Below are 13,244 nucleotides of genomic sequence, written 5' to 3' on the forward strand. Positions count from 1 at the left end.
TGAAGCATCGGACCATAAGACGCGACGCTGGCCGGCTAGCGGTAGTTATTGCAGCGGCTCAGCGCAGCGCCGCAGGCTGGCTGCCTGCGGCACGTGCCGAGCGGTCACTCGAACGGGAACAGGTCAGATACCTGGTCCGCCTTCAGGTCGCCGCGGTAGATGAACAACAGCTCGTTTCGGGTCTGTGCTGCGCGCATCTGCGCCTCGCGACCGAGTTTGCGTTCTGACCAGATCTTCAAGTGGCCTTTGCTGAAGGCCAGCGCAGGCGTGGTCGCTTCGGGGTAATGAAAGTGAGCCTCCCATAGGCCTTTGCCTTGGGTCTGGGCGCCGACGGCGCGCCGGCGGACCTCGTAGATGTCCAGGTAATCACCCGCCAGGGTCGCCTTGCGGGCCTGCGAACGGCTGACCGTGACCGCCTCATGCTGCAGCAGAAAGCGCAGGCTCTGCGCCGTGGGATGGCGTGTCGACAGGTACAGGCCGCGCAGCATGTCGGCACGGGCATTGTGCAGCCGGTCAATACCGTCTCCCAGGCGTTCGAGCAATGATTCGTTGTGCTGATCAGGCAGCTTGGCCGACAACTCGGTCAGTTTGTTGATGTGGCCGTCGATCACGGTTTCCAGTCCACGCGGCTCGTCGGCCTTGAAGTATTGCCTGGCCAAGCCAATGACTTTTTCGACCTGCCCCAGCAAGCTGGCAGCGCGTGCGGCAGAAACCGATGCCAGAGTTTCAGGCACCGGCTCTGGGGTGAGGGGCAGCGCTGCGCTGTCCTCCACCCAGCGTCCATCTTGCTGATGGAACGTTTTCAGCACCGCTTTGCGAAAATCCAGCTGCCGGACCACAGTGTGTCCATCGACCTCCGCTTCCTCGGCGACGACCCTGTGTCCCCGCCGGGTGGTCACGACTTTGCGGCGCCCGCCACGGCTCGCGTACACCGGTAACCGCGGCTGCCGAGGTTCGGCCAGCTCCGTTTCCCGCACGGCCTGATCGAGATCCTCCTGGGCAACGTCGATCAGCTGTTTCAAGACTCGGCGATAGGCTGCCAGTGGTTCCTGCCGGACCGCTTCGCCGCCCAGGCTGGTCAAATAGCCACTCATCGCTTCGGCCTGCTTGTAGTCCTGAAGAACACCGCTGAGAATCTCAACGCGTTCCTTGAGGTCCGGCTCAGCCGCAGCTTCGCCATGGGCGCTGCCGGAGCTGCGAAGCTCGGGGTTGGACAGATAGTCCGCATAGTCCACCAGAACCTGCTCGTCGACTGCCGCCAGGCGGTTCAAGCTGGCTTCGGCAAGGTCCATCAACAGCCCGAAGGCATGGTCGACAGCGGTCAACCGACGCTCCTGGATGATCTGCCCAAGCCATGCCTCCTTGTTGATTCTCTCCCCGGTTTCTTCATTCCTGAACGCTACCAGGCGGTCGGCCAGGGAGTCTTCCAGCACCCTGTCGAAACGGGCCAGCAGATCCACCAGCTCGGTGCGCCACCCCACCACCGCTTCAACCTGCTGATAAAACGTTTGATAGCTGCGTTTTTCAGATTCGCTCTCAGGTAACACGGCGATGGCATCGCCCAGCTGCTGCAGGTTTGCCTCAGCGATCAGGACGTTCAGCTCTCGGCTATACACCGTGCAGCGCTCGATCAAATCGTAGCGGGTGGCGTTGCGCTGCCTGCGGATGGCCTCTTGCATGTCCAGCGCTGGGCGTCCCGTGCGGGCGATCTGCGAGACGACCTGATCATGGGCGAAGCCCTTGTCGACCATGCTCTTCAAATCAGCGACGACCCGCAGCCGCGCCTGCTTGGCAATGTTGCTGAGTATCTGCTGCGCAGGCGCCCCCGGCGTGCCTGAATAGCTCGAGAGCTCCTCCACAGCCTTCACCAGGAAAGCCCGGTGCTTATTGAAATCGATCACCAGCGCGTTGATTTCGCGCAACAGACTGGCTTCGGTCGAGTTGAGCGATTCCTGCCGCGCAGCGTTGGCCTCGCGCAGGCGTTCCACCCGACGTTTGGGCATGCCGCCAACGCCACGCATCGCTCGATCGATACGCCAGGCGCCGGCCTGGAACTCCAGCCAGGGGCCGGTCAGTTGATCGCCGTCGAAAACCCTGATGCCACCCTCTGTGAAGCCAACCCGAAAGGTCATGCCAGCCATGGCCAGGTACAACCGCTCATCCACTTCATACAGACCTTGTCGCGTGCCGCTGGCAACCGGCTGCAACGCATCGAGCGAAACATTCACGCGCATCCGGCGCAGCGCCTGCTTGTTCTGCGCCGTGAGAAAGTTGAACCCTTGGTTGCCACGCGGGCGCATGTCCAGTTGACTGGTGGCGAGCAATGACGGGCCTTGCAGCACCACTTTGCCCTGTGTGGCCTGCGCCCCGCTCGCACTGCCAAAGCGCTCGCTGCTGCCCAGCAACCTGGGGCGCGGCGGCGGTTGCATAGCGCCGCCAGGGAATGGAGGCGCATGCTGATGCAGCAATGCCATACCCAGGTTGAGCAGTACGTCCACGGCAGCGGCCCCTCGTTCAAAATCACTGCCGGCGCCCAGCGCGCCCAGGTCATCATCCAGACTTTCGAGCAGTTGGATCAGCCAGGCCACGCTGGCGATGGGACCACGGATCAGCAGGGTGGCGGTGTTGAACAGCAACCACGCGCCTTCAGCCAGGCTCTGCCAGCGGCTTTGCGCCGTCGACGTCGAGTGCAGCTGTGCCAGCTCGAGCAGTAGATCACGGTTGGCCGAATAGAGCTTTTCATCCACTTGATGCAGCCATAGGCGGATGTCGAGGTTGGCCGGGTCGGGCGTCTCTGGCAGATTGAACGGGTCGATACCCAGCTCGGCGATGTGCGGCTCGGCAAAGCCGCCCTGGCCGTAGATGTCTTGCACTTCAGGCGCCATCCAGGCCAGAAGGTTCTTCTGTAACGTCGGGCTGGTGCGCACTGCCGCGAGCAGCTCGGCAAAGCTCGAGTACTCGCGCAGAAGAGGCGGTGCAAACAGCGGGCAGTACAGCAGCAGTTTGGCAGGTTCAGCTGAAAACAGCAGGTAGGCGCCCCGGACCACATCGCGTTGCTTCGAGGCCGCCGCCCGTTTGAAAGCCAGCGGTATCAGGGCAATCCCAGGGGTTTGCAGATCGACGTGGCCGAGGCAATAGTCGGTAACCACCTGCAGGCCAGTGTCGCTCAGGCGGTTGTCCAATTTCGCCGCCAGTGCCTGAAAGGCCAGGTCGTTACGCCATTCGCGGGCGAAGCGTCGCACTCGCGCAGGGCGTACACTGCGCTCATCGAGCTGCTGCGCAACCAGGCGCGGATAGCGCCCGCCGACGTCGGCATCGGTGACCATGCGCTTGATCGCTTGCGCATCCAGGCTCTGGGGAAGCGGCAGGCCAGTGCGATGAGTGACGCTCTTGATGAACGCTCCATGCAACGCGCTCAGATTGCCGATGGCAAACTCGGTAAGGCTTTTCGAACCCAGGGACTCCAGGCTCTCACCGCCGCCAGGTCCTACTCCGGCGCCACCTGGCACACCCCGGGCGATGGCGAGTTCAAGCACGATGTCATCGCTGTCGTAGGCAGCGTCAAGGCCGTGGTTGGCCGTGAGCAGTTGTGCCAGGCGCTGCCTGGCGAACGCCTGCAAGGTAGGGATGCCATCGAGGGCACCGACGCCGTCCGACTCCTGCTGATCGACGGCCAGTTGCAGGAGCGCCGACTGATAAGCGACGTTATCGGCCATCTTGGCGCGGCTGAGCCCCGGTGGCAGCTGGATCCCGGCGGGCGCCGGCTGGATATAACCTGGGATGAAGTGCATCGCAGGGTCGGTCAGGGCATGCAGCACGCGCTCCATGTGCGCAATGTCGTCGAACCGCTGCCAGTGCAGCGCCGCAATGTGCTGCAGCTGGCTTTCCAGTAACAGGCAGACCTGGGAGGCGAACACGTTACCTTCTAGCAGATACCGGTCCCAGACCATGTGCTCGAAGCGGTGCCGTTCTGCCAGTTGTGCGAGCAAGGTCGAACTGAATGATTCGAAGGTATCGAAGGCACGAATCACGCCGCAAGGCGTGCACCAGAGAATCAACCGACGCGCGTCCACCTCATCGACGACCAGAAGCTGGGGCAGGGTAACCACCTGACGGTGCTCGCCGTCGATCAGCTGCGCCTGGACTGCGAACGCCTGGGGCGCCGCTTGACCGCCTTTGAGCAACCCGCGCAGACAACGTCGCTGCGCCTCATCCAGGCTCTGCAGCGGCAGGTTTTGCAGTACGGCCTGTTGCAACACCCCCTGCAACCACAGCTCGCGGCTCACACCTGCACCTGCCTGTGCATTCCAATAGTCGATTTGCGCCTGCTGCAACCATAGCGGCAGCTCGACCAGCAAGGCATTGAGAGCGACGTCGGCACTGCCCAGAGCCACGTACGACAACGAGTCATCGGCGTGAGCGAAGCGATGAGGCGCTGCCACGCTGAGCTGATAGTGGCGCCCCGCTACCGGCGTAAAGTCCATGGGCTGCTGCTCGAAGACAGCCCGCATCGCCACTTCCAGCAGCGGTTGCGAGGACCAGGACGGCTGCAGCGGATCAGGGCTTATCAACAGAATGGCTTGCGCATCCGCTAGCGCCGGCTGCACGGTCAGAAGCAGCGGATGGGTTTGCTGGAGCACGGCGAGCAACTGCTGGGACAGCACCGATCGCAGTGTCGGACGCGTGGCGAACTGCCGCGCAACGAGGGTTTTGAAGTCGCCAGGGGACGTAGCGGACATGAGCGCAACCTTGGTCGGAAATGGCCCTCCAAGGTCGCGCTGGCTCCGGCGCGCATGGCGCTAGATAGTTACGCCCATGCGCATGGGCCGCGGCGTCAGCTGTAGACGCGGCCCAGTACCTGCCGATGGCTTTCGAACTGGTCGAGCACATCGCGCACGATCTGCTCGGGCGTGAAGCCCATCAGGTCGTATTCCTGGCTGCCGTCGTGCAGGTAAACCTCGGCGCGGTAGAAGCGCTGGCGCACCTGGGCGTCGCCTTCGACTTGGGCTTCGCTCGGCGGCGCCAGGTAGCCATCGAGGCTCACTTCGTAAACGAACGGGTTGCCTTCCTCCATCATCACCCGCAGGCCCATCATGTTGCGCGACTGCCCCAACCGCGTCTCGACCTCGAAGCCCAGGGCCTGCAACTGCAGCGCAGCTTCCTTGAGCGCCGGGCTGACCTGCTTGTCCATGAAGCGCTGCACCACGGCCTGGGTCGGCTGCAATTCAAGCTGGCTCAGGCGTTCGCTGAAGCCACGGCGACCGCGGGCGGCCAGTTCGGCGCGTTCCTGCTCGACCGCCACATCCTGCTTCATGGCCTTGTACAGGCCGAACATGAACAGCACCAGCACCACCGAGAACGGCAGGCCCGCCAGTACCACCATGGTCTGCATGGCTTCGAAGTTGCCAGCGAACAGCAAACCGATGGTCACCAGGGTGATCACCACCGACCAGAACACCACCATCCAGTGCGGGGCGTCTTCGTCGACCTTGCCGCCCTTGCACGACAGGTTGGCCATCATCACCGCGCCGGAGTCGGCCGGGGTGAGGAACAGCACGAAGCCCACGAACACCGCCACGCCGATGACGATCTTGGCCGCCGGGAAGTACTCGAGCAGCTGGTAGATCGACATCGAAGGCTGCTCCAGCGCGGTCTTGCCCAGCTCTACGGCCCCTTGGTTGATGACCAGGTCCAGCGCGGTGTTGCCGAAGATCGACAGCCAGGCCAGGGTGAAGCCCAGCGGAATCAGCAGCACTCCCATGACCAGTTGGCGCACCGTGCGGCCCTTGGAGATGCGCGCGATGAACATGCCGACGAATGGCCCCCAGGAAATCCACCAGGCCCAGTAGAACACGGTCCACAACCCCAGCCAGCGCTCGGACTTGCCGCCCTCGCCTTCATACACGTAGAGGTCGAAGGTCTTGAGCACGATGCCGTTGAGGTAGTCGCCGACGTTCTGCACGAAGCCGTTGAGCAGGTGCAGCGTCTCCCCGCCCAGCAGCACGAAGACCAGCAGGCCGCTGAACAGCGCGATATTCAGGTTGGACAGGCGACGGATGCCGTTTTCGACCCCCGACACCGCAGCCACGGTGGCCACGCCTGCCATCACCAGGATCACCATCAGCAGGTTGGTCTTGCTGTGGTCCATGCCGAACAGGTATTCAAGGCCCGAGGCCACCTGCATCGAGCCGATACCCAGGTTGGTGACCAGCCCCAGCAAGGTGACGAACATGCCGAAGATGTCCACGGCATTGCCCGCAGCGCCTTTGACCCAGCGCTCGCCGACCAACGGATACAGCGCCGAACGCAGCGCCAACGGCTGGTTGTGGCGATAGGCGAAGTAGCCCACGGCCAGGCCAACCAAGGCGTAGATCGCCCAGCCATGAAGCCCCCAATGCAGGAACGTCAACTGCAGCCCCTGACGCGCAGCCTCAAGGCTCGCCGGCGTGCCTTCAGGCGGGTTGAAGTAATGGTCCAGCGGCTCGGACGCGCCGAAGTACAGCAGCGAGATGCCGATCCCGGAGGAGAACAGCATGCCGGCCCAGGCGCCGTAGCTGAAATCGGGTTGATCGTCCTTGCCACCGAGCTTGAGGCTGCCGTAGTCGGAGAAAGCCAGGTAAATGACGAATACCAGGTACCCGCAGATGACCAGCATGTAGTACCAGCCAAAGGTGCGAGTCAGCCATTTCTGGGCAACCCCCAGGACCTGGCCGGCGGTTTCCGGTACGGCGATAAGCAAGGCAGTCAGAACGAGGATCATCAGCGCGGAGGTGAAGAACACCACGCGGTTGACCCGGACCCTCTCGGCGGGGGGTTGGGTGAGTGAGGCAGAAGTCATTGCACGAATGCTCCGGGCAGTGCGGCTGTGGAGGCTAATCAATCTTTCCCGAGCAATTGGTGGAATACCCCCACTGCGTCAGGTGTTATAAAAGCACCTTGGAAACCGTGAACCCGAATCGATACGTTGCAAAAAACAGACAGGTGGCCTGCTACAAATGCCTTCCCTCAGCCCGAGGTGCGCGCATTCGTCACAGAGCACCGCGCCCGCTCCAAGGGCCTGTCGCAAGGCCAGGGCCATACGACAGAATCTGCATTTCGCCACGCTCATACCCGTCAACGCCTTGTATTCCGGGGGTTACGCGATTTCCTGGGGTGTCAATCCGTGCGCTTTGAAACGCCCTTCAGGCTGTCAATGGCACAAATTGTCGCAGAGCTTATTCTTTATTGATTGAACGTTCAATCAAAACAAAATAGACTGGTCCTCGCCGAGTCAGCCGCATTTCGTCTGCTCGCAGGCCTGAGGAGAAAGCAAGATGCCCAAGGTCGGTATGCAACCCATCCGCCGCCAGCAGTTGATCGAAGCCACATTGCAGGCGGTCGATCAGGTCGGTCTGGGGGATGCCAGCATTGCGCTGATTGCCCGTTTGGCCGGCGTGTCGAACGGCATCATCAGTCACTACTTTCGGGACAAGAACGGCCTGATCGCAGCGACGATGGGTTACATCATGAACATGCTCAACGAAGGCGTTCGAGCACGTCGCCAGGCCCTTGCCGACGACAGCCCGCGCGCCCACCTGAAGGTGATCATCGAGGGCAACTTCGATGCCAGCCAGGTGAACGGCCCGGCGATGAAAACCTGGCTGGCCTTCTGGGCCTCCAGCATGCACCAGCCCGATTTGCACAGGTTGCAGCGGATCAATGACCACCGCTTGTACTCCAACCTGTGCTGCCAGTTTCGCCGCGTCTTGCCGCTCTACCATGCGCGCAAGGCTGCCCGCGGCCTGGCGGCCCTGATCGATGGCTTGTGGCTGCGTGGCGCGTTGTCGGGCGATGCCTTCGACACCGCCCAGGCAATACGGATTGCTTACGAATACATGGATCTACAACTGGCTAAGCAGCACACCCTGGGCACTGACGACCAGGCTGCTGACCCAACGCGCACGGCCCTTGTCGACCCGGCAGGAGCGTAACGCGCGAGCCTAACCACACACTGCACTTGCGAGGACACTATGGCCCGTTTCGGAACGCAAAAACTCTACATCGATGGCGCTTACGTCGACGCTGGCAGCGATGCCACCTTTGAAGCCATCAACCCGGCGACCGGCGAAGTCCTCGCCCACGTGCAACGTGCCACCGAGGCTGACGTCGAGAAAGCCGTCGAAAGCGCCGAGCGCGGCCAGAAAGTCTGGGCGGCGATGACCGCCATGCAGCGTTCGCGCATCCTGCGCCGCGCCGTCGACATCCTGCGCGAGCGCAACGACGAGCTGGCCATGCTGGAGACCCTGGATACCGGCAAGTCGTACTCCGAAACCCGCTACGTCGACATCGTCACTGGCGCCGATGTCCTGGAGTACTACGCAGGCCTGGTGCCGGCCATCGAAGGCGAGCAGATTCCACTGCGTGAATCGTCCTTCGTCTATACCCGCCGCGAGCCACTGGGCGTCACCGTGGGTATCGGCGCCTGGAACTACCCGATCCAGATCGCCCTGTGGAAGTCCGCGCCGGCCCTGGCTGCCGGTAACGCGATGATCTTCAAGCCCTCGGAGGTCACTTCGCTGACCACCCTGAAGCTGGCCGAGATCTACACCGAAGCCGGCCTGCCGAACGGGGTGTTCAACGTCCTGACCGGCAGCGGCCGCGAAGTCGGCACCTGGCTGACCGAACACCCACGCATCGAGAAGGTTTCCTTCACCGGCGGCACCACCACCGGCAAGAAAGTCATGGCCAGCGCCTCGAGTTCGTCGCTCAAGGAAGTCACCATGGAACTGGGCGGCAAATCGCCGCTGATCATCTGCGCAGACGCCGACCTCGACAAGGCCGCCGACATTGCCATGATGGCCAACTTCTACAGCTCCGGTCAGGTCTGCACCAACGGCACCCGTGTGTTCGTCCCGGCTGAACTGAAAGCCGCTTTCGAAGCCAAGATCGTCGAGCGCGTAGCCCGCATCCGTGCTGGCAACCCGGAAGACGAAAACACCAACTTCGGCCCACTGGTCAGCTTCCAGCACATGGAAAGCGTGCTGGGCTACATCGCCAAGGGCAAGCAGGAAGGCGCCCGTGTGCTGTGCGGTGGTGAGCGCCTGAACGAGGGTGAATTCGCCAAGGGTGCCTTCGTGGCGCCGACCGTATTCACCGACTGCCGCGACGACATGACCATCGTCAAGGAAGAGATCTTCGGCCCGGTGATGAGCATTCTGTCCTACGAGACCGAAGACGAAGTGATCCGCCGCGCCAACGACACCGAGTACGGCTTGGCGGCCGGCGTCTGCACCAACGACATCAGCCGCGCCCACCGCATCATCCACAAGCTTGAAGCCGGTATCTGCTGGATCAACGCCTGGGGCGAGTCGCCGGCAGAGATGCCGGTCGGTGGCTACAAGCAGTCGGGCGTCGGCCGTGAAAACGGCATCAGCTCGCTGGCTCAGTACACCCGCATCAAGTCGGTGCAGGTCGAACTGGGCGACTACGCGTCGGTCTTCTGATCTACCGCTGCAAGACGCACGCTTCAAGCTGCAAGAAGAGCCGGTCGGCACCCTGCCACCGGCCCTTGCAGGCCTCATTCATCCGCAAGCTTTGCGCGGCTGCCTGTTCTTGCAGCTTGCAGCGCCAAGCTTGCCGCTGCTTCCGGAGGAAGCTCCATGGAATATGATTACATCATCGTCGGCGCAGGCTCGGCCGGTAACACCCTGGCGACGCGCCTGACCGAAGACGCCAGCGTCACCGTGCTGCTGCTCGAAGCCGGTGGCCCGGACTACCGCTTCGACTTCCGCACGCAAATGCCGGCTGCACTGGCCTTCCCACTGCAAGGTCGGCGCTATAACTGGGCCTACGAAACCGACCCAGAGCCGCACATGGACGGCCGCCGCATGGAATGTGGACGCGGCAAGGGCCTGGGCGGTTCGTCGCTGATCAACGGCATGTGCTACATCCGTGGCAACGCCATGGACTTCGATGGCTGGGCCGAACTGCCAGGCCTGGAAGACTGGACCTACTCGGACTGCCTGCCGTACTTCCGCAAGGCCGAAACCCGCGACATCGGCCCCAATGACTACCACGGCGGCGAAGGCCCGGTCAGCGTCACCACACCCAAGGCTGGCAACAACCCGCTGTTCAACGCCATGGTCGAGGCCGGCGTGCAGGCCGGCTATCCGCGCACCGAAGACCTGAACGGTTACCAGCAGGAAGGCTTCGGTCCGATGGACCGTACCGTGACCAAGAAGGGTCGTCGCGCCAGCACCGCCCGTGGTTACCTGGACCAGGCCAAGAAACGCCCGAACCTGACCATCGTTACCCACGCCCTGAGCGACCGCGTGCTGTTCGAAGGCAAGCGCGCCGTTGGCGTGACCTACCTGGTGGGCGACAGCGAAGAGCGCGTCGAAGCCCGTGCGCGCAAGGAAGTCATCGTCAGCTCTGGCGCCATCGCTTCGCCGCAGCTGCTGCAACGCTCCGGCGTCGGCCCGCGCGCCCTGCTCGAAAGCCTGGATATCCCGGTGGTGCACGACCTGCCAGGGGTAGGTGAGAACCTGCAGGACCACCTGGAGCTGTACCTGCAGTACGCCTGCACTCAGCCAGTATCGCTGTACCCTTCGCTGCTCTGGTGGAACCAGCCGGCCATCGGCGCCGAGTGGCTGTTCAACGGTACCGGAATCGGCGCCAGCAACCAGTTCGAGGCAGGCGGTTTCATTCGCTCGCGTCCTGAGTTCGAGTGGCCGAACATCCAGTACCACTTCCTGCCGGTGGCGATCAATTACAACGGCTCCAAAGGCGTGCAGGAACACGGCTTCCAGGCGCACATGGGCTCGATGCGTTCGCCAAGCCGCGGGCGTATCCAGGCCAAGTCCAAAGACCCGCGTCAGCACCCGAGCATCCTCTTCAACTACATGGCCACCGAGCAGGATTGGCAGGAATTCCGCGACGGCATCCGCCTGACCCGGGAAATCATGGCCCAGCCGGCGCTCGACCCGTACCGCGGGCGCGAGATCAGCCCGGGCGAGCACGTGCAAACCGATGAAGAGCTGGACAAGTTCATCCGCGAGCACGCCGAAACCGCGTATCACCCGTCCTGTTCCTGCAAGATGGGCACCGACGAGATGGCTGTGGTCGATGGCGAAGGTCGCGTCCATGGCATGCAAGGTCTGCGCGTGGTCGACGCCTCGATCATGCCGATCATCATCACCGGCAACCTGAATGCCACCACGATCATGATCGCGGAAAAGATCTCGGACAAGATCCGTGGTCGCAAGCCACTGCCGCGCAGCACGGCCAAGTACTACAAGGCCAATGGTGCTCCGGTCAAAGGCAAGGCGATGCGCGAAGTGAAGCAGGGCTAAGCCAACCCTGGTTGGTGACCTGGCGGCACTGAAAGGCACCCTCGCGGTGCCTTTTTTACATCTGCAGAAACGCTTTACATGCTGCCAATTCATCAGGTTAGAATCGATTGGCACGCGACTTGCCCATTCAAGTTCCTTTCCGCACGACCCCGGAGTACCTGCCTTTGGATGCCAGCACCATCAACAGCCTGTTTCTGATCGGCGCATTGCTGGTGGGCGCGAGTATCCTGGTCAGCTCGCTGTCGTCGCGTCTGGGTATCCCGATTCTGGTCATCATCCTGGCGGTAGGCATGGTTGCCGGGGTCGACGGTGGCGGCATCATCTTCAACAACTACCCCACCGCTTACCTGGTAGGCAATCTGGCCCTGGCGGTGATCCTGCTCGATGGCGGGCTGCGCACACGGGTGGCGAGCTTTCGCGTGGCCCTGTGGCCGGCGCTGTCGCTGGCCACTGTCGGGGTGATGATCACCACGGCGCTGACCGGCCTGGTCGCGGCCTGGTTGTTCAACCTGAGCCTGATCCAAGGCTTGCTGATTGGTGCCATCGTCGGTTCCACGGACGCGGCGGCGGTGTTCTCGCTGCTTGGCGGCAAGGGCCTGAACGAACGGGTCACGGCCACCCTGGAAATCGAATCGGGCAGCAACGACCCGATGGCAGTATTCCTCACCGTTACCTTGATCGACATGATCGCCAGCGGCCAGACCGGCTTGCACTGGAGCCTGCTGACCCACCTGCTGCGCGAGTTCGGCATCGGCGGGCTGCTCGGCCTGGGTGGCGGCTGGCTGATGCTGCAACTGGTCAATCGCATCAACCTGGCCGGTGGCCTGTACCCGATTCTGGTGGTGGCCGGTGGCCTGGTGGTGTTCTCGCTGACCAACGCCCTGCATGGCAGCGGCTTCCTGGCCGTATACCTGTGCGGCCTGGTGCTGGGTAACAAGCCGATCCGCAGCCGCCACGGCATCCTGCACATGCTCGATGGCATGGCCTGGCTCGCGCAGATCGGCATGTTCCTGGTCCTGGGGTTGCTGGTCACGCCCCACGACCTGCTGCCGATCGCCGTACCGGCGCTGGGCCTGGCGCTGTGGATGATCCTGGTGGCGCGGCCGTTGTCGGTGGTGGCCGCACTGCTGCCATTCAAGGCCTTCCACGGCCGCGAAAAAGGCTTCATCAGCTGGGTCGGCCTGCGCGGTGCGGTGCCGATCATTCTGGCGGTGTTCCCGTTGATGGCGGGGCTGCCCGATGCGCAGCTGTTCTTCAACCTGGCGTTCTTCATCGTGCTGGTATCGCTGCTGGTGCAAGGCACCAGCTTGCCGTGGATGGCCAAGCTGCTGAAAGTCACGGTACCACCAGACCCGGCACCCATTTCCCGCTCGGCGCTGGAGGTGCATGTGACCAGCGAGTGGGAGCTGTTCGTGTACCGCCTGGGTGCGGAAAAGTGGTGCATCGGCGCAGCCTTGCGCGAATTGAAGATGCCCGAGGGCACACGCATCGCCGCCCTGTTTCGCAACGAGCAACTGCTGCACCCCTCGGGCAGCACGGTGCTGGAGGTGGGCGACATGCTCTGCGTGATCGGCCACGAACATAACCTGCCGGCCTTGGGCAAGCTGTTCAGCCAGGCACCGCAGCGCGGGCTGGACCTGCGCTTCTTCGGCGACTTCGTGCTCGAAGGCGATGCCGAGCTGGGCGCGGTCGCTGCGCTGTATGGCCTCAAGCTCGACGGCCTGGACGCGAAAATGCCGCTGGCGCAGTTCATCCGACAAAAGGTCGGAGGCGCTCCAGTAGTAGGCGACCAGGTCGAATGGCATGGCACGATCTGGACCGTGGCGACCCTGGACGGGAACAAGATCCAGAAAGTCGGCGTCAGATTCCCCGAAGGAACGCGACCCGGACCAGGATTGTTCCTCTAAACTCCGT

The 13,244-nt window shown here is 62.9% G+C and carries 5 protein-coding genes and 1 pseudogene; 4 read left to right on the forward strand and 2 right to left on the reverse strand.

Going from position 1 to position 13,244, the window contains the following annotated elements:
- Positions 1-104 precede the first annotated feature (104 nt).
- Together ACLEJW_RS10890 and ACLEJW_RS10895 are read right to left on the reverse strand one after the other, a co-directional pair.
- Complete coding sequence (locus ACLEJW_RS10890; protein ID WP_440777532.1) at positions 105-4,739, reverse strand: dermonecrotic toxin domain-containing protein; 4,635 nt, start codon at positions 4,737-4,739, stop codon at positions 105-107.
- 486 nt (positions 4,740-5,225) lie between these two features.
- Positions 5,226-6,781, reverse strand: a pseudogene (locus tag ACLEJW_RS10895) (BCCT family transporter).
- 532 nt (positions 6,782-7,313) lie between these two features.
- Here ACLEJW_RS10895 and betI point away from each other — a divergent pair.
- The 4 genes from betI to ACLEJW_RS10915 all read left to right on the forward strand — a co-directional run bounded on the left by betI (position 7,314) and on the right by ACLEJW_RS10915 (position 13,237).
- The gene (gene betI, locus ACLEJW_RS10900) at positions 7,314-7,970 is read left to right on the forward strand and encodes a transcriptional regulator BetI (protein ID WP_313298125.1); all 657 of its coding nucleotides are present in this window, start codon (positions 7,314-7,316) and stop codon (positions 7,968-7,970) included.
- A gap of 39 nt (positions 7,971-8,009) precedes the next feature.
- Positions 8,010-9,482, forward strand: coding sequence for a betaine-aldehyde dehydrogenase (gene betB / locus ACLEJW_RS10905; protein WP_313298122.1), 1,473 nt, complete (start codon positions 8,010-8,012; stop codon positions 9,480-9,482).
- Between the two features lie 156 nt (positions 9,483-9,638).
- Entirely contained in the window at positions 9,639-11,330 is a 1,692-nt protein-coding gene (betA, locus tag ACLEJW_RS10910) for a choline dehydrogenase (protein WP_145191374.1), read from the forward strand.
- A gap of 164 nt (positions 11,331-11,494) precedes the next feature.
- Positions 11,495-13,237, forward strand: coding sequence for a potassium/proton antiporter (locus ACLEJW_RS10915; protein ID WP_313298175.1), 1,743 nt, complete (start codon positions 11,495-11,497; stop codon positions 13,235-13,237).
- The last annotated feature ends 7 nt before the right edge of the window (positions 13,238-13,244 follow it).

It is taken from the genome of Pseudomonas sp. SMSB3, assembly GCF_052041965.1.
Lineage (GTDB): Bacteria > Pseudomonadota > Gammaproteobacteria > Pseudomonadales > Pseudomonadaceae > Aquipseudomonas.